This is a genomic window from Microbispora hainanensis, assembly GCF_036186745.1.
In the GTDB taxonomy this organism is placed as follows: Bacteria; Actinomycetota; Actinomycetes; order Streptosporangiales; family Streptosporangiaceae; genus Microbispora.
The window spans coordinates 4994029-5019283 of the sequence record NZ_CP108086.1 but is presented as its reverse complement, the minus strand read 5'-3'; the positions used below and the strand labels follow the sequence as shown (position 1 = coordinate 5019283).

Genomic DNA, 25255 nt, shown 5'->3' with positions numbered 1-25255 from the left:
GGTGAATTCCATCACCGCCCGACGGCGCCATCCCCTCGCGCGAGTCGCCGTCGTGGCGCTCGCGCTGGGCCTGCTCGGCGGCGGCTATGCGCTCGCGGCGCCGAACGGCAGCACCGCGGACGCCGCGATCGCGTCCGGCAAGGCCGACGACGTGGCGCAGGGCAAGAGCCTCTTCGTGGCGCACTGTGCGAGCTGCCACGGCATGAACGCCGAAGGCACCAAGAAGGCTCCGACGCTCATCGGCGTCGGAGCCGCCGCTGTGAACTTCCAGGTGAGCAGCGGCCGCATGCCGGCCGCCGACGCGGGTCCCCAGGCTCCGCGCAAGCCGCGCGCCGAGTGGGCGACCGACCAGGCCGTCGACCAGCTCGCGGCGTACGTCCAGTCGCTGGGCGGCGGCCCGACGGTGCCCAGCGCCGAGCAGGTCGACCCGGCCAAGGGCGACCCGGCCAAGGGCGGCGAGCTCTTCCGCGCCAACTGCATCCAGTGCCACAACTTCGTGGGCGCCGGCGGCGCGCTGACCTACGGCAAGTACGCGCCGCCGCTGAACCCGGCGACGCCGACGCAGATCTACGAGGCGATGGCCACCGGCCCGCAGGCGATGCCGGTGTTCAACGACTCGACGATCACGCCGGAGCAGAAGCGTGACATGATCGCGTACATCACCCACGTGCGGTCGCAGGTCGACCCGGGCGGTTCGGGTCTGGGCCGTATCGGTCCCGTCACCGAGGGCCTTGTAGCGTGGGTCGTGGGTCTCAGCCTCCTGATCCTGGCCTCCATCTGGATCACAGCGAAGAAGCGACGGGCGGCATGACAGAGCAGAACGAGTTCCCCGAGAGCGGCCGGGTGCAGACGCGCGTCCTCGGCACTCCGCCCGCGGACGCGCCGATCGTCGACACCGACCCGGTCCACGCGCCCGAGGGCGTTCCCGGCGTGATCCCGCAGGACCCGGTCAAGGCCCGCAAGGCCGAGCGCCTCGTCGCTCTGCTGTTCCTGGTCACCTTCCTGGCCGGGGCCGGCTTCATCGCCTCGTACGTGATCTTCCAGGTCGGCACGATCGACAGGACGGCCACGTCGAACCTCGCGCTCGGCGGCACCCTGGCCCTGGCCCTGCTCTCGCTGGCCGCGGGGCTCACGGTCTGGGTCCGGCGGATCATGCCGAAGTACAACCTCGTCCAGGAGCGCCACGAGATGCGCTCCGACGACGACACGCGTGAGTACGTCCAGGAGACCTTCCTCCAGGGCGCCGACGAGAGCGGTTTCGTCAAGCACAGGCTGCTGCGCCGCACGCTGCTGCTGGCCGCCGCTCCGCTGGGCCTGGCGCCGCTGGTGCTGCTGAAGGACCTCGGCCCGCTGCCGGGGACCTCGCTCAGGCACACCGTCTGGGGCGAGCCCACCAAGGACGGCAAGCCGCGCCGCCTCGTGGTCGAGGGCTCCGGCCAGCCGATCCGCGCGGCCGACTTCAACTCGCCCGGCGGCATCCTCTCCGTGGTCCCCGAGGGCTACGAGGAGGACCTGAACGCCCTGGCCAAGGCGACGCTGATCCTGCTCAAGTTCCGTCCGGAGGAGCTCAAGTCCGGCACGAACCTGAACTGGACGCACGACGGCATCGTCGCCTACTCCAAGATCTGCACCCACGTGGGCTGTCCGGCGGCGCTCTACGAGCAGACGACGCACCACATCCTGTGCCCGTGCCACCAGTCGACCTTCGACGCGGCGGACGGCGCGAAGGTCGTCTTCGGGCCCGCCGCGCGGCCACTGCCGCAGCTCCCCATCGGAATCGACGAGGAGGGCTACCTCGTCGCGAAGTCCGACTTCGACGTCCCGGTCGGTCCCAGCTTCTGGGAGCGCGGCGACGCCGAAGCCGAAGTTAGGGAGAAAGCATCATGAACGCTCCCCCGAAGGCCATCACAGGCGTCTCGACGTTCGTCGACGACCGCATCGGCGCGGGGAACTTCCTCAAGCGCAACCTGAGGAAGATCTTCCCCGACCACTGGTCGTTCCTCCTGGGGGAGATCGCTCTCTACTCGTTCATCATCCTGCTGCTGACCGGTACGTTCCTGACGTTCTGGTTCAAGCCGGGTATGGCCGAGACGACATACACGGGCAACTACGCCCCGCTGTACGGCGTGAAGATGTCGGAGGCCTACGCCTCGGCGCTGCACATCAGCTTCGACATCCGCGGTGGTCTGCTCATGCGGCAGATCCACCACTGGGCGGCGCTGCTGTTCGTGGCCGGCATGACGGTGCACATGCTCCGTGTCTTCTTCACCGGCGCGTACCGCAAGCCGCGCGAGCTCAACTGGATCATCGGCATCCTGCTGCTCTCGCTGGCGCTCCTTGAGGGCCTCACCGGCTACTCCCTCCCCGACGACCTGCTCTCCGGCGCCGGTCTGCGGATCACCGAGGGCGTCATGCTGGCGATCCCGATCGTGGGCACCTACCTCCAGTTCTTCCTGTTCGGCGGCGAGTATCCGGGCCACGACGTCATCTCGCGGTTCTACTCGATCCACATCCTGCTGATCCCGGGCATCCTGCTCGCGCTCGTCACGGCCCACATGATCCTGATGTGGGTGCAGAAGCACACGCAGATGCCGGGCAAGGGCAGGACCGAGAAGAACGTGGTGGGCGCCCCGTTCTACCCGGCCTTCATGATCAAGGCGGGCGCGTTCTTCCTGTTCACGTTCGGCGTCATCGCGCTGCTCGGCACCTTCGCCCAGATCAACCCGATCTGGCTGTTCGGGCCGTACACGCCGGCGGACATCTCGGCCGGTTCCCAGCCCGACTGGTACATGGGCTTCCTGGAGGGCGCGCTGCGTCTCATGCCGGCCTGGGAGATCAACTTCCTCGGCCACACGGTGACGTTCAGCGTGCTGATCCCGGCGCTGGTGCCGCTGGGCATCGTCATGACGGGCCTGGCGCTCTATCCGTTCCTGGAGCAGTGGGTCACGGGCGACCGCCGCGAGCACCACGTCGCCGACCGGCCGCGCAACAACCCGCACCGTACGGCCATCGGCATCTCGGGCATGACCTTCTACGGCATCCTGTGGCTGCTGGGCGCCAACGACGAGATCTCGGCGAACTTCCACATCAGCCTGTACACGACGACCTGGTTCGGGCGGGTCGCGATCTTCGTCGGCCCGGCGATCGCGTACTGGATCACCTACCGGATGTGCATCGGCCTCCAGCGCAAGGACGCCGAGGTGCTGTCCCACGGCGTGGAGTCCGGCGTCATCAAGCGGATGCCGAACGGCCAGTACATCGAGATCCACACGCCGCCGGCGGAGGACATCGCCGAGCACATCCGCGGCAAGAAGGAGATCCCGGTGCTCGAAAGCGCCGAGGACGGCGAGGGCATCCCGCCCAAGAGCGCCCGCAGCGCCCTCGGCCGGCTCCGGGCCAAGCTGAGCGAGGCGTACGGCACCGACCACGTGCCGCTGACCGACGGCCACCACGAGGAGGGCCACGAGGGGGAGCACGCGGGCGTCGGCGCAGGCGACCGCAAGGAGCTCCACTGACGGGCACCTGACCTACCGGCACGAAGCGGCCCGGCTGGGGGAACCACTCCCCCGCCGGGCCGTTGCGTTTCTGTGTTTCCCGCGTCGCTCATCGGGGTGCTCGGACCCGCCGGTCGTGCCGGAGGCGCGCGATGAGTCGTGCCGGAGGCGCGCGATGAGTCGTGCCGGAGACGCGCGATGAACACAACCCTCGTCACGCTCTGGTCGCTCCGCTCCCGCGCGCTCCTCACTCCAGACTCCGGCGCGCCCCCTCCGGCTCGCTCGGTGTTTCCGCGTTTCGCCGATCACGGTCAGGACGAGGACCTGCGCGCCGCAGCCCTCGGTGATCAGCCGGGTGGCCTCGATCCCGTGCGCCTGCCCTTCGGCACGATCGGGCTCGGCGCGGACCCCATGGCCCCCGGGTTCGGCGCCCGGATCTTCGCCGCGGGCGACGGTGGTCACAGCGACTATCTGGACGACGGATCGCCCGCTCTGGCGAGCATCGCCCGGATCCTGCCGGGGCATGCTCCCACCGGGGTGAGCCATGCTCCGTGACCTCGTCCAGCGCGTCGAGGCGGCGACACCCGGCGGGCGCGACCGGGCCGTCGACGCGCTGCGCGCCGTCGCCATCGCCGGTGTGGTGGCGGGCCACTGGCTGGTGACCGCCCCCGTCGCCGACAGCGGCATGCTGCGCGTCACCAGCCCGTTGAAGTACATGCCGCGGCTCGCGCCCGCTTCCTGGCTGTTCCAGACCATGGCCGTGTTCTTCTTCGTGGGCGGGCGGGTGGCCGTCGAGAGCCACGGCCGCGCGCGGGCCAGGGGCGAGGGCCACGGGCCGGTGGGCCGCCGCCCGGATGGGCCGGCTGTTCCGCCCTGCGGTGCCCCTGGTGGGCGTGTGGAGCGCGGCGGCGGTCGCGATGCTCGCGTGGGGGGCCGATCCGGGCACCGTCCACGCGCTGGTCAAGCTGGTGTGGTCGCCGATGTGGTTCCTGCTGGTCTTCGCCGCGCTGACGGCGGCGACCCCGCTCGCCGCCCGGCTGCACCCGGTGTGGCCGCTCGCGGCCGTCGCCCTGGCCGACCTCGTCAGGTTCGGCCTGGACGGGCCGTCCTGGACGCACGGAGTGGGCTGGACCAACGTGGCGACCGGCTGGCTGGTGCCGTACTGTCTGGGCATCCTGTGGGCGCGCGGGCGGCTGGACGGCCGCCTGACAGGGTGGGCGCTGCTGCTGGGCGGGGCCGCCGCCACCGCCGTTATCCGAGACGGGCCGCCCGTACGGCGGTGAGCTCACAGGCTCTCGGAGGGAGCGGCACGCAGGCTGCTCCGCTTGAGCCACTGCGGCCAGGAGTCCTGCCAGTAGCTCCAGCCGTTGGTGGCCTCCAGCCTGCGCGGCGTCCCGGTGACGATGATCGGGTCGCCGATCAGGGTGTTGTTCTTGAACCACTTGGCGTTCTCCGGGCTGACGTTCACGCAGCCGTGGCTGACGTTGGAGTTGCCCTGGTCGCCCACGGACCACGGAGCGCCGTGGACGTACTCGCCGGTGTTGGAGATGCGGACGCTGTTGTACACCGTCGTCTGGTAGTAGCCGGCCTGCCCGGGGCCCGCGTCCGGCGACGTCATGACCGTGACGTCCTCCCTGGACATCGCCACGTGGATGCCGCTGGTGGTGTGGTGGCGGAGCACGTCGCCCATGCCCGCGCTGATCGGCATGTTCTTGATCTGCTTGCCGTCCCGCTCGATCTTCATGTGGTGCGTCTGGGTGTTGGCGACGCTGATCTGCGAGCGGCCGATCTCGAAGTTCCTGACGTAGTCCTGCTTGCCGTACATGCCCTCGCCGCCCCTGACGCCGGCCAGGCGCGCGGTGACGCGGACCTTCGTGTACGTCGGCCAGTATTTCTCCGGGCGGAAGACCACGTTCTTGTCGTCGAGCCAGTGCCAGGCGCCCTCGATGGGCTTGGACGCCTGCACAATCAGGTTGCGCTCGACGGACACGCGGTCGGTGACCGGCTTGTCGAAGGTGATGATGATCGGCATGCCGACGCCGACCTTCAGGCCGGTGTCCTCCTTGTTGGGCAGCAGGGTGGAGATGCCGAAGATCTTGGCGGCCTGCTTCGTGGTGAAGCGGACGGTCCTGGTCGTCGAGCCGCCGGGCCCCGCCGCCGTCGCCTCGACGCTGTAGGACGTCCCCGGGGCCATGGAGCGCTCGCTGCGCCACTGGGTGCGGTCGGGGCTGAACACGCCCGCGACGGGCTTTCCCCCGGCCTGTACGGCCACGTGGGTGAGCGTGCCGCTCGCCGCACCGATGAGGATCGGCAGCTCGGGCGGCAGGCCCGCGGCGCCGTCGAGCGGGCTGATGCTGATCGCCGTCCGTGGGCCTTGGTCTTCATCCCGTCCGCTCGACGTGGAACATCCGGCAACCATCACGAGAAGGGCCAGCGCCCCCGCCCCAGCACGCACGTCCATCCCCCTAGCGTCGCTTTCCGGGGGTTATTCCCTGATGACGTACCGTTCGGGCAGTCCGGGGACCGCATGGCGGCAAAGAACACGACGGCCGGCCGGCGAGATCGCCGACCGGCCGTCAGAGGCCCTCCACCCGCTCAGTGCGAGAAGTTGCCCCGGTAGTACTGGAACACGAATCCGATCATGCTCATGACGGTGCAGAACAGGCCGATGAAGAACAGCCACCAGCCGACCGCGAAGCCGAAGAACGTCAGCGCGGCCGACAGGCAGACGAACAACGGCCACCAGCTGTGCGGGCTGTAGAAGCCGATCTCGCCCGCGCCGTCGCTGATCTCGGCCTCCTTGTTGTCCTCCGGCTGGTCGCCGATGCGGCGCGCCGTGAACAGCAGGTAGTAGCCGATCATGAGAGCCAGGCCGACGGAGATCGCCATGGCGGTGGTGCCGGTCGGCTCCTTGGACCAGAACCAGTAGACCACGTCCGCGGCGGCGAAGAAGACGCCGCAGAGCAGGAACATCCACCCCTGGATCTTCATCGGGACTCCTCCACCAGCTCAGGCTTGGCGGTGATGTGCGGGTACTTGAGGTCGAACGCCGGGCGCTCGGACCGGATCCGAGGCAGCGACGTGAAGTTGTGCCGCGGCGGCGGGCAGGAGGTCGCCCATTCGAGCGAGCCGCCGAAGCCCCACGGGTCGTCCACCGTGACCTTGGGCGCCTTACGCCACGTCACCCACACGTTGTAGAAGAACGGCAGGGTGGACAGGCCGAGCAGGAGCGCGCCGGCCGAGGAGACCATGTTCAGGTCGGTGAAGCCGTCGGTCGCCGAGTAGTCGGCGTAGCGCCGGGGGAAACCGATGACGCCCAGCCAGTGCTGCACCAGGAAGGTCAGGTGGAAGCCGAAGAACAGCAGCCAGAAGTGGAGCTTGCCGATCTTGTCGCTCAGCATCTTGCCGGTGAACTTGGGCCACCAGAAGTAGAAGCCCGCGAACATCGCGAACACCACGGTGCCGAAGACCACGTAGTGGAAGTGGGCCACGACGAAGTAGGTGTCGCTGATGTGGAAGTCCAGCGGGGGCGACGCCAGGATGACGCCGGTCAGACCGCCGAACAGGAAGGTCACCAGGAAGCCGACCGCGAACAGCATCGGCGCCTCGAACGACAGGTGTCCCCGCCACATGGTGCCGATCCAGTTGAAGAACTTCACACCGGTCGGCACGGCGATGAGGAACGTCATGAACGAGAAGAACGGCAGCAGCACCTGCCCGGTCACGAACATGTGGTGCGCCCACACGGTGACCGACAGGCCCGCGATGGCGATGGTCGCGCCGACCAGGCCGATGTAGCCGAAGATCGGCTTGCGGCTGAAGACCGGGAGGATCTCGGTGATGATGCCGAAGAACGGCAGCGCGATGATGTAGACCTCGGGGTGACCGAAGAACCAGAACAGGTGCTGCCACAGCATCGCCCCGCCCGTGGGCGAGTCGAAGATGTGCGCGCCCAGCTTGCGGTCGGCCTCGAGAGCGAGCAGCGCGGCCGCCAGGACCGGGAAGGCCAGCAGCACCAGGATGCTGGTCAGCAGGATGTTCCAGGTGAAGATCGGCATCCGGAACATCGTCATGCCGGGGGCCCGCATGGTCAGGATCGTGGTGATGAAGTTCACCGCGCCGAGGATCGTGCCCAGACCGGACATCGCCAGGCCCAGCACCCACATGTCGCTGCCGAGGCCCGGCGAGGTCACCGCGTTCGACAGCGGCGCGTACGCGGTCCAGCCGAACGACGCGGACCCGTTCGGGGTGAAGAAGCCGCCGACGGCGATCAGACTGCCGAACAGGTAGAGCCAGTAGCTCACCATGTTCAGCCGGGGGAACGCCACGTCGGGCGCGCCGATCTGCAGCGGCATCAGCTCGTTGGCGAAGCCGGCGAACAGCGGCGTCGCGAACATGAGCAGCATGATCGTGCCGTGCATCGTGAACAGCTGGTTGAACTGCTCGTTGGACACGAACTGCAGCCCCGGCTGCGCGAGCTCGGCCCGCATCACCAGCGCCATGAGGCCGCCGATGAGGAAGAACACGAACGACGTGATCAGGTAGAGGTGCCCGATCACCTTGTGGTCGGTCGAGGACAGCCACTTGGCGATGACCGTGCCCTTGCGGTACGGCCGCGCGGCGAGGCCGACCGGTTGCTGGATGGCGGTCACTGCGCACTCCCCGCCTGGCTCTTGATGTACTGGTCGAACTCGGCCTGCGGGACGAGCTTCACGGAGAACAGCATCCTGCTGTGGTCGGTGCCGCAGAGCTCGGCGCATCGGCCGACGAAGACGCCCGTCTTGTCGAGCGTCGTGATCTGGAACTTGTTGTGCACGTTGCCCGGGAAGACGTCCTGCTTGAACAGGAACGCCGGCACCCAGAACGAGTGGATGACGTCGGGCGAGTGCAGGTCGAACTGGACCTGGGTGTTGACCGGCAGCACGAGCTGCGGACCCTGCGGGTTCTCCGGGCTCTGCTTGCTGAGGTCGACCGGCACGCCCGCGACCACGGCCTTCTGGCCCTGGTATTCGGTCGTGAAGCGCCAGCTCCACTGGTAGCCCTCGACGGCCACCTTGACCGGGGCGTCGTTGCTGATCCGCGTGATCTCGGTCTCGTCACGTGCCGTGAAGTAGAAGAAGACCGCGACCATGATGACCGGGACCACCGTGTAGAGGATCTCGATCGGCAGGTTGTAGCGCACCTGCGGAGGCAGCTGATCGGGGCTGTTCTTCTTCTTGCGATGGAAGATGCACGCCCACAGGATCAGTCCCCAGACGACCACACCGGTGGCGAGAGCCGCGATCCAGCTCCCGTTCCAGAGCGTCTGGACGATGCCGGCCTGCTTGGTGACACCTTCCGGCATGCCCCCACGGGACCACTGATCGATCGCCTGGTTGCTACACGCCGTCCCGGACGCCACCAGCAGCGCCAGGGCGGCGGCTCCGGGCAACCGGCGGCGTGCCCACGGTCGCCGTGTCGTACGGCGGGTCGGACTCACGGATCGCCTACCCCACAGATGAAGCCCAAGAGTTCCTCTCCTGGGCGATTTTTCCAATTGACCATTGGGTGAGACCTGCGCCAACCTTGCGGCCGGTCTGCCCTTTACTTGGTTGAGTTCACGCTGGGGGACACATTAGCGCGGACCGGCGCCGCCCCTCTGAGCAGCCCCCGTTAATGTCCTAACTGTGGCCTACCTGGACGCGGCTTCGACCGAACCTCTCCATCCCGCGGCCCGTGACGCCCTGCTGGCGGCGATCGACGCCGGTTGGGCCGATCCCGCCCGCCTGTACGGCACGGCACGCCGGGCCCAGATGTTACTGGAGCGCGCGCGGGCAGAGGTAGCCGAACTGATCGGCGCCCGGCCCGACGAGGTGTCGTTCACCGCCTCGGGGACGCAGGCGGTGCACCTGGGCGTGCTCGGCACGCTGGCCGGCCGCCGCCGGGCCGGGAACCGCCTCGTGGCGGGCGCCGTCGAGCACTCCAGCGTCCTGCACGCGGGCGCCCTCCACGAGCGCGACGGCGGCGAGGTGGAGATCGTCGGCGTGAGCCGTACGGGCCGGGTGGACGCGGACGCGTTCGCCGAGGCCGTCGCGCGGCCCGGCACGGCCCTGGCGTGCCTGCAGACGGCCAACCACGAGGTGGGCACCCTCCAGCCGGTCGAGGAGGCGGCGCGGGCCTGCCGGGAGGCGGGCGTGCCGCTGCTGGTCGACGCCGCGCAGTCGGCGGGCCGCCTGCCGGTCCCGGAGGGCTGGTCGGTCCTGACCGCGAGCGCGCACAAGTGGGGCGGCCCGGCCGGGGTGGGCGTGCTGGCGGTGCGCAAGGGCGTGCGCTGGCGCTCGCCCTTGCCCGAGGACGAGCGCGAACGGCGGCGCGTGCCCGGGTTCGAGAACGTGCCCGCGATCGTGGCCGCCGCCGCGGCGCTGCGCGCCCGGGCCGAGGAGGCGGAGGCCGAGGGCCGGCGGCTGTCCGCCCTGGTCGACAGGATCCGCGCCGAGGTGCCCCGGCTGGTGCCCGACGTGGAGGTCGTCGGCGACCCCGTCCTGCGGCTGCCGCACATCGTCACCTTCTCCTGCCTGTACGTCGAGGGCGAGGCGCTGCTCACCGAGCTCGACAAGGCCGGTTTCGCCGTCTCGTCCGGGAGCTCCTGCACGGCGAGTACGCTTCGTCCATCGCATGTTCTGGAGGCGATGGGCGTGCTTACGCATGGGAATGTGCGGGTATCGCTGCCCCGTGGCGCGTCCGAGGACGACGTCGATCGTTTCCTCGCGGTGCTTCCGGACATCGTGCGGCGGATCCGGTCGAGCTTGGGGGTGCACTGATGTGGCGCAGACGGACGGGCGGCGCCCGGCGGTCTCCTGAGGCGGCTGCGGCCGAGCCCGCCCCGCCGGTCCAGCCGGCGGAGCCGCCCGCGCTGACGATCGACGCGCTGGGCCGCAAGTGCCCGATCCCGATCATCATGCTGGCCGAGCGCATCAACCAGGTGGCGACGGGCGGCGTGGTCGCCGTGCTGGCCGACGACCCCGCCGCGTTCACCGACGTCCCGGCCTGGTGCCGGTTGAAGTCACACGAGCACGTGGGGAGCTACGAGCTGCCGCAGGGCGGCTGGTCCATCCACGTGCGCCGCAACTACTGAGCGCCCGCCGTCAGGCGTAGTGGCAGCGGGCGTGCTGCCCCACCTCTCCGGCCGCGTCGGCGCCGTACGCCGCGGCGAAGCGCTCCAGGAAGACGCGCTGGCTCAGCTCGTACTCCTGGCAGCCGACCTGCTCCAGCACGTGGGTGGCGGTGAGGTTGCCGATCTGGCCGCAGCGCTCCAGCGACAGCCCCCAGGCGAGGCCCGCGAGGAACCCGGCGCGGAAGGCGTCGCCGACGCCGGTCGGGTCGGCCTTGCCCAGCTCGGGAGCCGGCGAGATGTGCAGCGACGGCTCGCCCTTCCGGTCGATCCTGGCGCCCTTCGGCCCGAGGGTGGTCACCCGGACGCCGACCCGGTCGAGGATCTCCTCGCCCGACCAGCCGGTCTTCTGCTCGATCAGCCCGAGCTCGTAGTCGTTGCTGAACAGGTACGCCGCGCCCTCCACGAGCTGGCGGATCTCCTCGCCCGGCATGCGGGCGAGCTGCTGCGACGGGTCGGCGGCGAACGGGATGCCCCGCTGCCGCGCCTCGTCGGTGTGCCGCAGCATCGCCGCCGGGTCGTTGGGGCTGATCAGGACGAGGTCGAGCCCGCCGAGACGGTCGGCGATCGGGCCCAGCTCGATCTCCCGCGCCTCGGCCATCGCGCCGGTGTAGAACGAGGCGATCTGGTTGTGGTCCTCGTCGGTGGTGCACAGGAAGCGCGCCGTGTGGTGCAGCTCGGAGACGTGCACCGATTCGCAGTCGACGCCGTGGCGCTCCAGCCAGGAGCGGTAGTCGGCGAAGTCGGTGCCCACGGCGCCGACGAGGACCGGGGTGAGCCCGAGGCAGCCCATGCCGAACGCGATGTTGGCCGCGCATCCGCCACGGCGGATCTGCAGTTCGTCGACGAGGAACGACAACGACACCCGGTCGAGCTGCTCGGCGATGAGCTGGTCGCCGAAGCGGCCGGGGAACGTCATCAGATGGTCGGTGGCGATTGAGCCGGTGACGGCGATGCGCACGGGGTCATTCTCCTCGTTGTCAGCATCAGGGAGACAAGGGCGGGGACGTTGATCCCGCCGAACCTTCTGAGCGTACCGTCTCCGGCATGACGACGCCCCGTACGGAAGCGATCCGTACGGGGCGTTCGACCCACCCTTGAGCGCGGCGCGACCCGGCGCGCGCCGGGCACGCGCTCGCTGTCAGTTGAACGAGTCGCCGCAGGCGCACGACCCCGTCGCGTTGGGGTTGTCGATCGTGAAGCCCTGCTTCTCGATCGTGTCGACGAAGTCGACCGTGGCCCCGATGAGGTACGGCGCGCTCATCCGGTCGGTGACGACGTTCACGCCGCCGAAGGTGGAGACCACGTCGCCGTCCATCGACCGGTCGTCGAAGAAGAGCTGGTAACGCAGGCCGGAACAGCCACCCGGCTGGACGGCCACCCGGAGCTGCAGCCCTTCCTCGCCCTGCTGCTCGAGCAGGCTCTTGACCTTGGCCGCGGCCGCGTCAGTCAGGATCAGGCCCTGCTGCGTGGTCTCGCTGCTCTCAACCGTCATGTGCTGACTCCCGCGTCTGCGCCAACCGCCCTTCGGGGCGGTTCGATTGGTTCTGACGTCCTACTAGACGCTACCAACACCCGTGCAGCCCTACACATTCCAGATGCCCCACAGGCGACCGCGCGACGAACCAGGCGACGTGATGTGTAATGATTAGTCGTCAGTTAGACGATAAGTCCCCGAGGGGGTGTGGTCGTGACGATCACCGAGACCGGCCTTCCGCTCTTCATCCTCGGCCGGGGCACCGACCCGCACAGCGAACGCGGCGTCGACTGCCCGGGCGAGCTGCCTCCAGCGTCCGATCCGACCCTCGTGGAGCGCGCCCGCGTCGCCAAGGAACGGCTCGGCGACCGGTTGTTCGTGCTCGGTCACCACTACCAGCGTGACGAGGTCATCCAGTTCGCCGACGTGACCGGCGACTCGTTCAAGCTCGCCCGCGAGGCCGCCGCCCGCCCCGAGGCGGAGTACATCGTGTTCTGCGGTGTCCACTTCATGGCCGAGTCGGCCGACATCCTGACCAGTGACACCCAGAAGGTGGTGCTCCCCGACCTGGCCGCCGGCTGCTCGATGGCCGACATGGCGACCTTCACCCAGGTCGAGGACTGCTGGGACGCCCTGGAGGACGCCGGCATCGCCGACCAGGTGGTGCCGATCACGTACATGAACTCCAGCGCCGACATCAAGGCGTTCTGCGGACGGCACGGCGGCGCCGTGTGCACCTCCTCGAACGCCAGGCGAGCCCTCGACTGGGCCTTCGAGCAGGGCGAGAAGGTGCTGTTCCTGCCCGACCAGCACCTGGGCCGCAACACGGCCGTGCTGGAGATGGGGCTGTCGCTGGACGACTGCGTGGTCTACAACCCGCACCGCCCGAACGGCGGCCTCACCCGGGAGCAGCTGGAGAACGCGAAGATGATCCTGTGGAAGGGCCACTGCTCGGTCCACGGGCGCTTCTCCGCCGCATGCGTGGACGAGGTGCGCGAGCGCATCCCCGGGGTGAACGTGCTCGTGCACCCCGAGTGCCGCCACGAGGTCGTGACCAAGGCCGACTACGTCGGTTCGACCGAATACATCATCCGCAAGCTGGAGGAGGCCCCGGCCGGGTCCTCGTGGGCCGTCGGCACGGAGCTGAACCTGGTGCGCCGGCTGGCGAACCGGTTCCCCGACAAGACCATCACGTTCCTGGACCGGACCGTGTGCTATTGCTCCACCATGAACCGCATCGACCTGCCGCACCTGGTCTGGGCGCTGGAGTCGCTGGCCGACGGCGAGGTGGTCAACCAGATCACCGTCGACGAGGACACCACCCACTGGGCCAAGGTCGCCCTCGACCGCATGCTGGCCCTGCCGTAACCGTCGTAACAGCGGCCCCATGACGCAGGGCGCCCCCGGATCTCCCGGGGGCGCCCTGCGTTTCCGTGCTTCTCCATGTCGTCCGGGGTGTCCGGGGTGTCCGGGGTGTCGGGGGGTTGTCCCGGCGTTCCACGGCCCCTGCCGCGGATCCGGTCCGTGCGGATCCCGGCCTCAGATCTTGGCGCGCTCGCGCCACCAGTCCAGCAGGGCCGTGTCGCCCTCGACCGCGCCGGGCTCGCGCCGTCCCCACAAGGTCAGCATCAGGTCGCCGGTCGTCTCCGCGCGCACGGTGACATTCGCGCTGACATTCGCGGTGACATCCGCGCTGACATCCGCGCTGACATCCGCGGTGCCATCCGCGGTGACCGCATCCGGCACGCCGAGCCGCTCGTACGCGAACCCCTGGGGCATGAGCCGTACGAGCCAGGCCCCGCCCGTCTCCGCCCGCCAGGAGATCGTCTCACCGTCGCCCTTCAGCTCGGCGATCTGGGAGCGCCACCGGGCGTGCGGAAGCGTGTCGAAGAACTCCGCGACCCCGTCGGCCGCGACGTCCTCGTCCACCTCCGGGGTGATCCCGAGGGCGATCTCGGCGTCGGCGCGGTGGACGACGGTCTCGTGGAGCTGGCGGCGCGACCAGAACCGGGCGGTGCGGTTCGGCGTCCAGTTCCACACCTCGGTCTCCGGTTCGCGGCTCTTCAGCGCCTCGGTGAGCCGTACGGCTCCCGCCTCCAGCCAGTCGGCGTGGCCGGCGAAGTCCTCGGGGAAGCCGTGGTCCATCGCCGCGCGGTCGTACCGGCGGACGGCGGCGTCGCGCACCATCGCGGCGGCCCACCGGTGGATGGCCCCCGTGTGCTCGACCAGCTCTCTGAGGTCCCATCCCGGGCAGGTCGGCACGGGTGTCGTCCCGTCCCGTCCCCGTACGGCCTCGGCCATCCGGCCGATCTCCGCGGCGGCGGCCTCGGTGTGCCGCAGGTGGGTCCACTCGGTCATGGGGGCTCCCAAGGAGTCAGAGGCCCGGGGCGCCCCAGACGGGAAACCAGCTCGCGAGTTCGGGTTCGATCGGGAGCTCGCGGTCCAGGACGCCGCGCACCTGCAGTTCCAGCGCGTTGTCGCGGCGCGGTTCGCCCATGGGGGCGAAGGGGTAGAACGTGCCGCGCTTGTAGAGATACACGATCGCCAGCTTCCGGTGGGAGGGGTCGGCGAAGGTGACGAGCGAGCACAGCAGCGAAGGGCCGAACCCGGCCGACTCCAGGGACGAGTTGGCGGCATGCAGGTCGGTCACGAGCCCGGCCACGTCGGGGTTGCGCACCTGCAGCCAGGTGTAGCCGTAGGAGTCCCGGGAGACCTCGACCCTGCCCATCAGGGCCTCGATGTCCTGTTCGAGCCGGGCGAAGGCGCCGCCCTCGGCGGCGCGGAAGCACACCGACCCGGTGCCCGCGGGGGCGAAGCCGGTGGCGGCCTGCAGCGTCACGGCGGCCGACGGCAGGGCGAACAGTGCGTCCAGGTCGGGCCTGGCGGGCTTGGAGCGGCCGAGCAGCGAGTCGAACCAGCCCATCAGCGTCCCCTCATCAGCGGCCCAGCGCGGCGGCGATCCTGGCGAGCTGGTCCAGCCGGCGCTCCAGCGGGGGGTGGGTCGACAGCAGCGAGGCGATGCTCTGGCCGGAAACGGCGGGCGCGAAGAAGAAGGCGTTGAACGGCTGCGCCTCGCGCAGGTCCCTGGTCGGGATCCTGCCGATCTCGCCGCTGATCTTGACCAAAGCGCTGGCCAGGGCGCTCGGCTGCTGCGTCAGCAGCGCGCCCGCGCGGTCGGCGGCCAGCTCGCGGTAACGCGACAGCGCCCGCGTCAGCAGGAAGCTGACGGCGTAGACCAGGCCCGAGACCGCGAAGATGATCAGCCCGATCGGGGGCCCGTTGTCGTTCCGCCGGCCGCCCAGACCGGTGTAGAGCGCGAAGCGCGTCATCAGACCGGCCACGACCCCCAGGAACGAGGCGATCGTCATCACCGCCACGTCGCGGTGGGCCACGTGCGACATCTCGTGGGCCAGCACGCCTTCGAGCTCCCGCGTGTCGAGCCTGCGCAGGATGCCGGTGGTCACGCAGACCACCGAGTTCTTCTGGTTGCGTCCGGTGGCGAACGCGTTGGGGAGATCCGAGTCGGCGATCGCCACGCGGGGCTTCGGCATCCCCGCCATCGCGCTCAGCCGGTCGATGATGCCGTGCAACTCGGGAGCCTCCTGCGGGGAGACCTCCCGCCCGTGCATCGCGAACAGCGCGATCTTGTCGGACAGGAAGTACTGCGCCAGCAGGAGGCCCCCGGCGATCACGAGCACGGTGACCGCACGTACGCCCACCGCGACCAGGACGGCCACGAACGCGACGTAGAGCAGGCCGAGCAGGAACATCGTCACGGTCATCCGGACGGTGAGGCCGCGATCTGGGGCGAAGCGCGTGGAGGCCATCAGCCAGGGATGAGCCCGGTGTCCCCGAGCATCTCCCGCACTTCCTCGATCGAGGCGTCGGCCGGCGGCAGGATCAGCTCGGACGGCTCCAGCGAGTCGTCCGGCAGGGCCTTGCCGACATGCCGCACCTTGTCGAGGAGCGCGTGCAGCTTGGTGCGGAACTCGGTCTCGTCGCCCGACTCGATCGCGGCTTCCAGCTCGCTGTCGAGCTCGTTGAGGACGTCGATGTCGGCGGCGCCGATCTCGACCTGTCCCTCGCCCATGATTCTGACGATCACAGTCCCTCCCCCGGCTGGCGCAGCTGCTGCGTGTGCTGCTGCTGGGTGGACGGGGCGGCCTGGCCCTGCTGGCCCGGCTGCCCCTGCTCGATCGCGCTCCTGGGCGCCGGGCCCTGGCCGAGCTCGGCCTTCATCCTGGCGAGCTCCAGCTCGATGTCCGAACCGGCGCCCATGCGGTCGAGCTCCGCCTGGATGTCGTCGCGCTGCCCGGTGAAGTCGTCGAGAGCGCCGCTGGCGAGCAGCTCGTCGATCGCGCCCGCGCGCGCCTGCATCTGCGCGGTCTTGTCCTCGGCCCGCTGGATGGCCAGACCGACGTCGCCCATCTCCTCCGAGATGCCGGAGAACGCCTCGTTGATCCGCGTCTGGGCCTCGGCCGCCGTGTAGGTGGCCTTGATGGTCTCCTTCTTCGTGCGGAAGGAGTCGACCTTGGCCTGGAGCCGCTGGCTGGCGAGGGTGAGCTTCTCCTCCTCGCCCTGGAGGTTGCTGTACTGGATGCGCAGGTCGGCGATCTGGGCGTTGAGACCGTTGCGGCGGGTCAGCGCCTCGCGGGCCAGATCCTCACGCCCGGCCGACAGGGCCTGCCTGCTCTGGTTCTCCAGCTTCGCGGCCTGCCCTTCGAGCTGGTTGATCTGCAGCTCCACCCGTTTGCGGCTGGTGGCCACGTCGGCCACGCCCCGGCGGACCTTCTGCAGCAGCTCAAGCTGGCGCTGATAGGAATAGTCCAGCGTCTCCCGCGGATCCTCCATCTTGTCCAGGGCCTTGTTGGCCTTGGACTTGAAGATCATGGAAAGTCTCTTCATCACGCTCATGCGCGTCGGCCGTCCCCTTCTCCAAGGTTGTGCATGGGTGACCCCAGCCGTCTCAAACCCCTTGTCAGGCGGCGCTGCCGCCTGGGTTCACCCTACGCATAACGCGCGAGGGCGTCACTAAGTTGCACTCCCGGTAGGCTGAGCGACGTGTTCCGACGTCGCACTCAGACCTCTGCGGAGGACTCCCCCGTCCCTGTAGAGGATCCTAAGCCCCACGGCACCCCGGGTAAGGGCCGTCCTACCCCGAAGCGGAGCGAGGCGCAGGGCCGCCGCCGCTCCCCGGTGACCGCTCCGGCCAACCGCAAGGAGGCCTACCGCCTGGCACGCGAGCGCGACAAGGCGCTGCGCGCCAAGCAGCGCGAGGCCATGCTGCGCGGCGACGAGCGCGCGCTCCCGGCACGCGACCGCGGCCCGGTGCGCAAGTTCGCGCGCGACTGGGTGGACTCGCGGCGGCTGCCGGGGCAGTACTTCCTGCCCGTCGTGTTCGTCATCATGCTGCTGTCGATGGTGCCGTTCCCGATCCCGGTGCGTTCGGCCGTCATGCTGCTCTACACGCTGTCCCTGCCGGTCGTGATGGTGCTCGTGCTGGCGAGCTCCTTCTACGTGGCCGGGAGGGTGAAGAAGGAGGCGGCGGCGAAGTTCCCGGGCGAGGACCTCAAGGGCGTGGGCTTCTACGCCGCGATGCGCTCGTCCCAGATGCGCCGCCTGCGCTTCCCGAAGCCGAACGTCCTGCCCGGCGGGCTGCCGGTCGCCGTCAAGAACACGACCGGCACGGCCGGCGCGAAGAAGTGACCCGCACGACCGCCTGAACCACACAGTCGGATTCGGGCCATCGGGTTCGGGCTGTCTTACCCGGGGTGCCCAGGTCGCCCGGGCCTGGGCCGCCCGGGTGATCCGGCCTGCCCAACGCGGGTTGTTCACCCTTCCCGCCCTGTTCGTCCGGGCCGCCTGGGTGTCCGGCCCGGTCAACGCGGCTGTCCGGCCCACTCCCAGTCGAGGACGCCCCCGCGCACCACGGGGGTCCACCCGCCCACCGGGCCGCCCTCCGCGAGGCCGTCCGCCGTGGCCTTGAGCAGCGCGTAGTACGACGGCCACTCGTTCTCGAAGTGGGGCGCATCCCGGTCCGCCGAGCCCACCCCGCCCGTGGCGGAGTCCGTCACGAGATAGTCGCCGTCGTCGGAGTTGCAGGCGAAGGGGATGCCCCCGCCCATCCGGCACGCCTCGGGCCAGGAGGAGACCAGCCCGCGGGCGCCCAAGAGTGCGTAAGAGGGCGAGAACCGGAACCCGGCCGTTCCCCGGGCTCCGTCGTGGCGCAGCAGCGAGGCCCGCAGCGAGTCGGGGATGCGCGTCCCCATCCGCGCCTCGGCCGTCGCCACCAGCCGCCGGGTGGCCGGGCCGTTCAGCGAGGCGTACGTCCTGGGCGCGTGCGCCTTCAGCCACCTCTCTATCCGGCGCCACTGCCGGTTCACCGCGGTCGTCACGCGCCGGGAGACCGGCCGTACGACGGGGGTCGCGGACGCCCTCCGGACCCCGCACTTGGGAGCGGGGGACGGCGCCTGTGACACGGCCTCCGCGCCCACGGGAGCGGTGGACGGCACGACGTTGCCGACCAGGCCGCACGTGTCCGCGAGGCAGGGCTCGGCGTGCTCCTCCACGTATCCCTCCCCCACCGTCTCACCACCGGAAGGCACGTGGTTCCCCGCCATCGTGCAACCGTCCGCGAGGCAGGGGCCGGCGGGGTCTCCCGCGTACGCGGTCGAGCCGGACGACGCCCCGGGCCGCGTGCCGAACACGGCGCTCTCCAGCGCCTGCGACGTGAGCACGAGCAGGCCGAGCGCGACGAGCCCGGCCGTCCAGCGGCGCGCCCTGCGCCCGTGCGGCCCCCGCAGCCGCGCCAGCCCGTCGAGGAGACGCGCGACCGGCGCGCCGGCCTCCGGCCGGTCGTACCTCGCGAGATCCTCGCTCGTGGGCCATCCGAGCACGGGCTCGGAGCCGCGCCCGGCCGGCTCTCCCGTCTCCTGCGGCGAGGCGGCCGGCCGCGCAGCCGGGACCGGGCGAGGAGCGGCCTGTACGGCGATACGGCGGCGGCGGACGGCGACGAACCCTATGGCGACACCGGCGACCAGCGCGACGGCCAGAGCCAGCCGCGCGGGGCGAGAAGCGATCAACCGGCGCACGCCGGGCACCCTACCGCCAACTACCCGGAAGAGTGACTCGGTGTCGTGATCTAAGGTCGGACCATGGAATACCGTCATCTTGGCCGCAGCGGCCTCATGGTCAGCGAGATCAGCTACGGCAACTGGATCACCCACGGGTCGCAGGTGGAGGAGGACGCCGCCGTCGAGTGCGTCCGCGCGGCTCTGGACGAGGGCATCACGACCTACGACACCGCCGACGTCTACGCCGGGACCAGGGCCGAGGAGGTCCTCGGCCGGGCGCTGAAGGGCATCCGCCGCGAGTCGCTGGAGATCTTCACCAAGGTCTACTGGCCGACCGGCGAGGGCAAGAACGACCGTGGCCTGTCCCGCAAGCACATCATGGAGTCGATCAACGGGTCGCTCCGCCGGCTGCAGACCGACTACGTCGACCTCTACCAGGCGCACCGCTTCGACTACGAGACGCCGCTCGAGGAGACCCTGCGGGCCTTCGACGACCTCGTACGCCAGGGCAAGGTGCTCTACGTCGGCGTCAGCGAGTGGACGGCCGACCAGATCGCCCGCGCCTTGAAGATCGCCGACGAGATGGGCTTCGACCGCCTGGTGTCCAACCAGCCGCAATACTCGATGCTCTGGCGGGTCATCGAGGCCGAGGTCGTGCCGCTGTGCGAGAAGGAGGGCCTGGGCCAGATCGTCTGGTCGCCCATCGCCCAGGGCGTGCTGACCGGCAAGTACCTGCCCGGCCAGCCGCCGCCGGCCGGATCCCGCGCCACCGACCCGTCCGGCTCGGGCTTCATCGGCCGGCTGATGGACGACGAGCTGCTGCGCCGGGTGCAGGACCTCAAGCCGATCGCGGCCGACCTGGGGCTCTCGATGGCCCAGCTCGCCGTGGCGTGGGTGCTGCAGAACCCCAACGTGTCGTCGGCCATCATCGGGGCCACCAAGCCCGAGCAGGTGCGCGACAACGTCAAGGCCGCGGGTGTGAAGCTCGACGCCGAGGTGCTCAAGAAGATCGACGACGTGCTCGGCCCGGTCGTGGAGCGCGACCCGGCCAAGACCGTCAGCCCGCCGGCGCGTCCCTGACGCCGTCCGCGGTCATGCCGGATCGGTGATCGTCGCGGGGGCCTGGCCACGATCGTCGTGGTCCCGGCCCCCGCGGGGCTCACTCGGCGCGCAGGGACATACCCGAGTATTCGACCCGCTCGTCCTCCATCAGCGTGACCTGCTCGACACCGGCCTCGAGCAGCTCGCGCCAGCTCTCCCCCAGCCACGACTCCGCGTCCGACTGGCTGGAGAAGATCTCCCGGGGCAGCGGCCGGTCCGTGACCTCGCCGCCGTTCGCGTCCTCGTAACGCCACCGCCAAATCATGCGCACCCGCTCCTTCGGTTCCTCGCCGCCCCGCGCCGGGACTTCACGCCGGGGCCGGTGCGGCACAAAGACCGTGCAGCCGGACCCTATCCTCTCTTCCCTGCGTCCAACCTTCCCCACTGACGCGGGGCAGCCCGGCGACACGTACGCGGAAAGGGAGCGGCATGGAGATCCGCCTGGAGGGCACCGGCGGCCCGGAGGGCTGGCCCGTCCCCGGCTGTCCCTGCGCGTCCTGCGGCAGGCTCGCGCCCGGCCACCGGCGTCCGTCCTCGATCGTTCTCGACGGCCGCGTACGGCTGACGGACGGCCACCCGCCCGACGGGTACGTGATCCGCGAGACGGCCGACGGGCGCGAGGTCACCGGGCCCGACGGCGGCCGACTGCTGTACGCCGTGGGCCCCGCCGGCGGCTCACCCGGCCGGGACACGGACGCGCCCTTCGACGTGGTGCTCATGGACCTGCCCGACCGCCCGGAGCGGCTGGGCGACCTGCGCCGCCGCGGACGGGTCACGCCCGCGACGCGGATCATCGCGGTGCACCTCGGCCACCGCGTCCCCGCGGAGAGCGAGCTGGCCCGCCGGCTCGGTTTCTGGGGCGCGGCGGCCGTCCCCGACGGGACCGTCGTGCGCACCGCGAGCGCGGAGGCGGCCCCGCGGGCGCTGCCCCGGCGGACGCTGCTGCTGGGCGGGTCGCGGTCGGGCAAGTCCGAGGAGGCCGAGCTCCGCCTGGCCGCCGAACCCGAGGTGACCTACGTCGCCACCGGCCCCTCGGGCGGCGACGACCCGGCCTGGCTCGCCCGCGTGCGCGCCCACCGTGAACGGCGCCCGGCGCACTGGCGAACCGTCGAGACGACCGACCTCGTGTCGGTCCTGTCCGGCGGCCCGGGGACGTTGCTCGTCGACGGGATCGGCACCTGGCTCGCCGCCGTGTTCGACGAGTGCGCCGCCTGGCCGGACGGCACGGCCTCGACCGGCCACCGCGCCGCCCTCGACCGGGTGGCGGAGCGATGCGAGGCGCTGACGGCCGCCTGGCGCGGCACCCGCGCCCGGGTGGTGGCGGTGAGCGACGAGGTGGGCCTCGGGGTGATTCCGGCCACCCCGGCGGGACGGCTGTTCCGCGACGCGCTCGGCCGGCTCAACCAGGCCCTCGCCCGCGAGTCCGAGGACGTCGCGCTAGTGGTCTCCGGCCGGGTCGTCCCGCTGCCCCTCTGACAACTACGATCTCCCCTCGTGCCCGGCGAACCCTCTCCCGTACGCGGCCCCGGCGCGGCCTGGCGGCTCGCGGTCGGGACCCTCACCGTCCTCCCCGTACGGCCGGTGGAGGTCGACCGCGCCGTGGCGGGACGCGCGATGTCGCTCGCGCCGTTCGTCGGCCTGCTGCTCGGCCTGGCCGCCGCCGTGGTGCTCGTGGTCGCCGGCGCTCTGTCGGGCTCGCAGCTGCTCGGCGCCGTCCTCGCCGTGGGCATGCTGGCGTGGCTGACCCGGGCCCTGCACCTGGACGGCCTCGCGGACCTGGCCGACGGGCTCGGCAGCGGCAAGCCGGCCGACGGCGCGCTCGACGTGATGAAGCGCTCCGACATCGGCCCCTTCGGGGTGGTCACCCTCGTGATCACCCTGCTCGTGCAGGTGGCCGTGCTGGCGCGGGACGACACGGCCGCCTGGGTCGCGCTCGTGGCGGCCGCGGCGACCGGCAGGCTGGCCGTCACATGGGCCTGCCGCGACGGGGTGCCCGCCGCCCGGCCCACCGGCCTCGGCGCGCTCGTCGCCGGCACCGTACGGCGCGGCGCCGCGCTCGGGGCCACCGCCGCGACGGCGGCAGTCGTGGTGGTGCTCGCCCTCGTGGCGGCCTCCGGCCCGTCGCTGCTGGAGTATTGCCGGCCGTCCGGTCTGCCGAACCCCTTCGGCGACGCTCCTCCCACGTTGGTCACCTACTCCGAGCTGACCTACGAGCCCCTCACCGGCACGGACCTGGGACCCGGCGGGCTGCTGCACCGCCTGTCGGTCGATCCCTACCTGACCACGACGGCCGGGCTGCTGCTCGCTATGGCCGCCGGGCTGGGGGCGGCGGCGCTGCTGCGCCGCCGTGCCGTACGGCGGCTGGGCGGCGTCACCGGCGACGTGCTCGGCGCCCTGGTGGAAACGGCCACGACCGTCACGCTGCTGGTCGCCGCCCTGCTGCTGTGAGGGGCGTGGACGCGCCGGTCGGCGCGGCACGGCTCAGCGCGGCACGGCGACGGGGCGCAGCCGATAGACGGCGAGGACCAGCGCCGCGAGCAGCACCCAGCCGACGATCCCGGTGATCCCGGCGAGCGCCGCGTTCGGCGGGGCGTCCGCGTCGCCGAGGAGCAGCGCCTGGCCCGCCACGGCGTTGATCGAGCCGTGCGCGATGACCGCGGGCCACACGCTGCGCGAGCGCAGCCGCAGCCAGCCGAGCAGTGCGCCGAAGATGACGCAGAAGCCGATGAACACCACCGCCGCCCAGGCGCCGAGCGCCGGATAGTTGTAGCCCTTCAGCGTGAGGGGGGCATGCCAGAGGCCCCAGATCACCCCCGACAGCACCACCGCCGGCCACACCCGGGCGGGCCGCCACTTCGCCGGGCCCTGCGCCGGCGACCCGGATGCGAGCGCGGGCGCGGGGGTGAGCGCAGGGGTGAGCGCGGGGTCGCCGAGCAGGCGCGGCAGCAGCCAGCCCCGCCAGCCCCACTCCTCTCCGAACGCGGGGATCGCGTTGACGAACGGGGCGATCAGCACGCCCTGCACGACCTGCAGGGCGTACATGACCCGCGGGTCCAGCGGCACCTTGTCGAGGGCCGCGCCCAGTTGCTCGCGATAGAGGCTGAGCCCGGCGACATCGAGGCGCACGACGCCGACGGCGGCGCTGACGAGGAGGGCGAGGGCCACGAGCACCGGCACGCCGAGCAGCGCCGCCACCAGGAGCGGGGCCGTCGTGCTCCGGTCGGGCCCGAGCGTGAGCCCGGTCGCCCGCGCCCATTCCTTGAACGGCGTGCCGCGCCGCCGGACGAGCCACACGGCCAGCACGCCCAGGGACGGCGTGAACATCATCACCAGAGCGGTGAGCTGGAAGGCGACCGGGCTGAAGGGTCCCGTCCACAGGGGCGACGCGATCAGCCACGAGGCCCCGAACGCGACGAGGAGGAAGAGCCAGACGTCGGAGTGGCGCCGGATCACGGGCATCACCTTTCACCAGAGCTCGGATGGGGGGTCGGACGAAGGCGTGCCCGGCGCTCGGGCACGCGGGTCAGGGCGATCGGGTGCCGTGGCGGGCCACGAGGGCGTTGAGCAGGGCCGCGCCGCGGTCGGCGTCGTCCACGCTGATGGCGAGCTGCCCGCCGGAGGTGTAGCGCACGACCAGGCACGCGCCGCCGCGGACCATGATCGTGGCGCGCCCGGGGAGGCCTCGGTAGCCCCATCCGCCCACCTGGGACGGATAGCGCTCCTCCACCCAGGCGCGGTCGATCCGGTCGAGCGGCACCCGCCGCGCGGGCCACCGCAGCGGGCCGAACCCCACCCGCATGCCATCGGAGCTCACCCTGACCGAGACGGTCGAGAATGCGAACCCGGCGAGGGCCACGACGGCGAGCACGGCGGCCGTCTGCCAGGCGTGGCCGGACAGGCCCATGAGCCTGAGCACGGCGAACGCGGCCGACGCGGCCAGCGCGGCGCCGGAGAGGACGAGCAGCAGCGGGGCCGAGGCCGACGACACCCACACCACGCGCCGCCCCGGCGCGAGGTCGGGTACGGCCGCGTCCGGCGCGGGCGGCTGCTCGTCCGGCCCGCGACGTGCCGCCCAGCCCGCGAGCATCGCGCACGCGACGGCCACGGCGACGACGAGAATCGCCTGCCAGGTGATCGGAGCCGCGTCCTGCCACCGGGACCTGCCGAGGTTCGCGGCGATCGACACGGCCTGCACCCCGATCAGGAAGATCCCGCTCCAGGCGAGACCCGCGACGATCCCGGACCGGCCCGCCCGCGAGGTGACGAGGCGCCGCCGCCGCCCGAAGCCGAGGCACGACGCCGCGAGCACCGCCCAGAGCACCAGGGGGACGACCGTGAGGATGACGGCCGGAGCGGATCGGTCGGGCCCGCCGGACGGACCCCAATGGGTGGCCACCGGGTCCGGCAGGCGATCGGAGAACACCAGTGGCACCGCGACGAGCACGGCGGCCACCAGGATGAACCAGGCGGCGCCGGCCAGCAGGAATCGGGTGCGGAAGACGGTCGCGGAGGTGTCCTTCGTCTCGGTCATGCCATTTCCTTGCCGACGTCCTTGACCAGGGCCACGACGTCATCGGAGGTGAGGCCATACCTGGCGGCCTCGTCGAGCAGGTCGCGCACACGCGTCCGCAGCGCCGTACGGCCGTCCGGCCGCCGCAGCACGGACACGCCGCGCCCGCGGCGGAACTCCAGCAGGCCCTCGTCGCGCAGGTCGCGCAGCGAGCGCAGCACCGTGTTCGCGTTGACGCCCAGCGCGTGGGCGAGATCGCGGGCCGGCGGGAGCCGATCACCGGGGGCGATGTCCCCGGCTCCGATCGCGCGCCGTATGGCGGCGGCCACCTGTTCGTGCAGGGGCCGCGGATCGTTGAGATCGAGCGTGAGCAACATAGTGCTAGTGACATTAGCACCATAAGCCGGAAAGGTCGAGATGGTGCTACTTTTATTGGCACCATCGGGATTA

At 71.0% G+C, this 25255-nt stretch carries 28 protein-coding genes; 12 read left to right on the top strand and 16 right to left on the bottom strand.

The annotated features are described in order from the left end of the window. The first annotated feature begins 1 nt into the window (after position 1). From OHB01_RS23475 to OHB01_RS23455, 5 genes are all read left to right on the top strand, one after another. A complete protein-coding gene (locus OHB01_RS23475) occupies positions 2 to 811 on the top strand; it encodes a c-type cytochrome (protein ID WP_142644903.1) in 810 nt (269 codons plus the stop codon). After that, positions 808 to 1887, top strand: a complete 1080-nt coding sequence (locus OHB01_RS23470; RefSeq protein WP_328853989.1) for a ubiquinol-cytochrome c reductase iron-sulfur subunit — start codon at positions 808 to 810, stop codon at positions 1885 to 1887. Before OHB01_RS23475 ends, OHB01_RS23470 begins: the two co-directional genes overlap by 4 nt. Beyond that, entirely contained in the window at positions 1884 to 3515 is a 1632-nt protein-coding gene (locus OHB01_RS23465) for a cytochrome b (protein ID WP_142644901.1), read from the top strand. Before OHB01_RS23470 ends, OHB01_RS23465 begins: the two co-directional genes overlap by 4 nt. Positions 3516 to 3692: 177 nt before the next feature. Continuing rightward, positions 3693 to 4049 (top strand): hypothetical protein, encoded by a 357-nt coding sequence (locus tag OHB01_RS23460; protein WP_142644900.1) that lies wholly within the window; start codon positions 3693 to 3695, stop codon positions 4047 to 4049. Between the two features lie 299 nt (positions 4050 to 4348). Next, positions 4349 to 4777 (top strand): hypothetical protein, encoded by a 429-nt coding sequence (locus OHB01_RS23455; protein WP_328853988.1) that lies wholly within the window; start codon positions 4349 to 4351, stop codon positions 4775 to 4777. Positions 4778 to 4779: 2 nt separating this feature from the next. On the opposite strand, the gene OHB01_RS23450 is transcribed toward OHB01_RS23455, so the two are convergent. From OHB01_RS23450 to coxB, 4 genes are all read right to left on the bottom strand, one after another. Beyond that, a complete protein-coding gene (locus OHB01_RS23450) occupies positions 4780 to 5955 on the bottom strand; it encodes a L,D-transpeptidase (RefSeq protein WP_168065535.1) in 1176 nt (391 codons plus the stop codon). A 134-nt stretch (positions 5956 to 6089) separates the two neighbouring features. Next, positions 6090 to 6485: a cytochrome c oxidase subunit 4 gene (locus OHB01_RS23445; RefSeq protein ID WP_142644898.1), complete on the bottom strand. Its 396-nt coding sequence runs from the start codon at positions 6483 to 6485 to the stop codon at positions 6090 to 6092. After that, positions 6482 to 8146, bottom strand: coding sequence for a cytochrome c oxidase subunit I (ctaD, locus tag OHB01_RS23440; protein ID WP_260617001.1), 1665 nt, complete (start codon positions 8144 to 8146; stop codon positions 6482 to 6484). Before ctaD ends, OHB01_RS23445 begins: the two co-directional genes overlap by 4 nt. Further along, positions 8143 to 8838, bottom strand: a complete 696-nt coding sequence (gene coxB, locus OHB01_RS23435) for a cytochrome c oxidase subunit II (RefSeq protein ID WP_240970787.1) — start codon at positions 8836 to 8838, stop codon at positions 8143 to 8145. The genes ctaD and coxB overlap by 4 nt, the downstream gene beginning before the upstream one ends. A gap of 322 nt (positions 8839 to 9160) precedes the next feature. Here coxB and OHB01_RS23430 point away from each other — a divergent pair, with 322 nt between their 5' ends. Continuing rightward, on the top strand, positions 9161 to 10294 hold the full coding sequence (locus tag OHB01_RS23430; RefSeq protein ID WP_142644895.1) for a cysteine desulfurase family protein: 1134 nt from the start codon (positions 9161 to 9163) through the stop codon (positions 10292 to 10294). Continuing rightward, the gene (locus OHB01_RS23425) at positions 10294 to 10608 is read left to right on the top strand and encodes a sulfurtransferase TusA family protein (protein ID WP_168065533.1); all 315 of its coding nucleotides are present in this window, start codon (positions 10294 to 10296) and stop codon (positions 10606 to 10608) included. Before OHB01_RS23430 ends, OHB01_RS23425 begins: the two co-directional genes overlap by 1 nt. Before the next feature lie 10 nt (positions 10609 to 10618). Here OHB01_RS23425 and OHB01_RS23420 read toward each other — a convergent pair whose 3' ends face one another. Both OHB01_RS23420 and erpA read right to left on the bottom strand, forming a co-directional pair. Beyond that, the gene (locus OHB01_RS23420) at positions 10619 to 11605 is read right to left on the bottom strand and encodes a carbohydrate kinase family protein (RefSeq protein ID WP_142644894.1); all 987 of its coding nucleotides are present in this window, start codon (positions 11603 to 11605) and stop codon (positions 10619 to 10621) included. A gap of 180 nt (positions 11606 to 11785) precedes the next feature. Next, on the bottom strand, positions 11786 to 12139 hold the full coding sequence (erpA, locus tag OHB01_RS23415; protein ID WP_079313357.1) for an iron-sulfur cluster insertion protein ErpA: 354 nt from the start codon (positions 12137 to 12139) through the stop codon (positions 11786 to 11788). Positions 12140 to 12334: 195 nt separating this feature from the next. Between erpA and nadA the strand changes: the two genes are divergently transcribed. Then, positions 12335 to 13489, top strand: a complete 1155-nt coding sequence (gene nadA / locus OHB01_RS23410; protein ID WP_221889844.1) for a quinolinate synthase NadA — start codon at positions 12335 to 12337, stop codon at positions 13487 to 13489. A gap of 171 nt (positions 13490 to 13660) precedes the next feature. Here nadA and OHB01_RS23405 read toward each other — a convergent pair whose 3' ends face one another. The 5 genes from OHB01_RS23405 to OHB01_RS23385 are packed head-to-tail and all read right to left on the bottom strand — an operon-like array spanning position 13661 to position 17035. Further along, on the bottom strand, positions 13661 to 14479 hold the full coding sequence (locus OHB01_RS23405) for a maleylpyruvate isomerase family mycothiol-dependent enzyme (protein ID WP_328853987.1): 819 nt from the start codon (positions 14477 to 14479) through the stop codon (positions 13661 to 13663). A 16-nt stretch (positions 14480 to 14495) separates the two neighbouring features. Next, entirely contained in the window at positions 14496 to 15044 is a 549-nt protein-coding gene (pspAB, locus tag OHB01_RS23400; RefSeq protein ID WP_142644891.1) for a PspA-associated protein PspAB, read from the bottom strand. A gap of 13 nt (positions 15045 to 15057) precedes the next feature. Then, positions 15058 to 15948 carry a zinc metalloprotease HtpX gene (gene htpX / locus OHB01_RS23395; protein ID WP_142644890.1) on the bottom strand — a complete coding sequence of 297 codons (891 nt, stop codon included), beginning with the start codon at positions 15946 to 15948 and terminating at the stop codon, positions 15058 to 15060. Continuing rightward, a complete protein-coding gene (gene pspAA / locus OHB01_RS23390) occupies positions 15948 to 16226 on the bottom strand; it encodes a PspA-associated protein PspAA (RefSeq protein WP_142616785.1) in 279 nt (92 codons plus the stop codon). The genes htpX and pspAA overlap by 1 nt, the downstream gene beginning before the upstream one ends. Beyond that, positions 16223 to 17035, bottom strand: a complete 813-nt coding sequence (locus OHB01_RS23385) for a PspA/IM30 family protein (protein ID WP_142644889.1) — start codon at positions 17033 to 17035, stop codon at positions 16223 to 16225. Before OHB01_RS23385 ends, pspAA begins: the two co-directional genes overlap by 4 nt. A 147-nt stretch (positions 17036 to 17182) precedes the next feature. Between OHB01_RS23385 and OHB01_RS23380 the strand changes: the two genes are divergently transcribed. After that, entirely contained in the window at positions 17183 to 17827 is a 645-nt protein-coding gene (locus OHB01_RS23380) for a DUF3043 domain-containing protein (RefSeq protein ID WP_142644888.1), read from the top strand. A gap of 173 nt (positions 17828 to 18000) precedes the next feature. On the opposite strand, the gene OHB01_RS23375 is transcribed toward OHB01_RS23380, so the two are convergent. Beyond that, a complete protein-coding gene (locus tag OHB01_RS23375; RefSeq protein WP_142644887.1) occupies positions 18001 to 19212 on the bottom strand; it encodes a hypothetical protein in 1212 nt (403 codons plus the stop codon). A 63-nt stretch (positions 19213 to 19275) separates the two neighbouring features. Between OHB01_RS23375 and OHB01_RS23370 the strand changes: the two genes are divergently transcribed. Next, positions 19276 to 20274: an aldo/keto reductase family protein gene (locus OHB01_RS23370; protein ID WP_142644886.1), complete on the top strand. Its 999-nt coding sequence runs from the start codon at positions 19276 to 19278 to the stop codon at positions 20272 to 20274. Between the two features lie 79 nt (positions 20275 to 20353). Here OHB01_RS23370 and OHB01_RS23365 read toward each other — a convergent pair whose 3' ends face one another. After that, positions 20354 to 20560 carry a hypothetical protein gene (locus OHB01_RS23365; protein ID WP_079313380.1) on the bottom strand — a complete coding sequence of 69 codons (207 nt, stop codon included), beginning with the start codon at positions 20558 to 20560 and terminating at the stop codon, positions 20354 to 20356. Between the two features lie 164 nt (positions 20561 to 20724). Between OHB01_RS23365 and OHB01_RS23360 the strand changes: the two genes are divergently transcribed. Both OHB01_RS23360 and OHB01_RS23355 read left to right on the top strand, forming a co-directional pair. Continuing rightward, positions 20725 to 21771 (top strand): bifunctional adenosylcobinamide kinase/adenosylcobinamide-phosphate guanylyltransferase, encoded by a 1047-nt coding sequence (locus OHB01_RS23360; RefSeq protein WP_142644885.1) that lies wholly within the window; start codon positions 20725 to 20727, stop codon positions 21769 to 21771. Positions 21772 to 21789: 18 nt separating this feature from the next. Then, entirely contained in the window at positions 21790 to 22743 is a 954-nt protein-coding gene (locus OHB01_RS23355) for an adenosylcobinamide-GDP ribazoletransferase (protein WP_142644884.1), read from the top strand. A 33-nt stretch (positions 22744 to 22776) separates the two neighbouring features. Here the strand turns inward: OHB01_RS23355 and OHB01_RS23350 are convergent, their stop codons facing one another. The 3 genes from OHB01_RS23350 to OHB01_RS23340 all read right to left on the bottom strand — a co-directional run bounded on the left by OHB01_RS23350 (position 22777) and on the right by OHB01_RS23340 (position 25182). After that, complete coding sequence (locus OHB01_RS23350; RefSeq protein ID WP_419197548.1) at positions 22777 to 23748, bottom strand: CPBP family intramembrane glutamic endopeptidase; 972 nt, start codon at positions 23746 to 23748, stop codon at positions 22777 to 22779. Between the two features lie 70 nt (positions 23749 to 23818). Then, positions 23819 to 24826, bottom strand: a complete 1008-nt coding sequence (locus tag OHB01_RS23345; RefSeq protein WP_328853986.1) for a DUF1648 domain-containing protein — start codon at positions 24824 to 24826, stop codon at positions 23819 to 23821. Beyond that, positions 24823 to 25182: a GntR family transcriptional regulator gene (locus tag OHB01_RS23340; RefSeq protein ID WP_142644882.1), complete on the bottom strand. Its 360-nt coding sequence runs from the start codon at positions 25180 to 25182 to the stop codon at positions 24823 to 24825. The genes OHB01_RS23345 and OHB01_RS23340 overlap by 4 nt, the downstream gene beginning before the upstream one ends. Positions 25183 to 25255 lie beyond the last annotated feature (73 nt).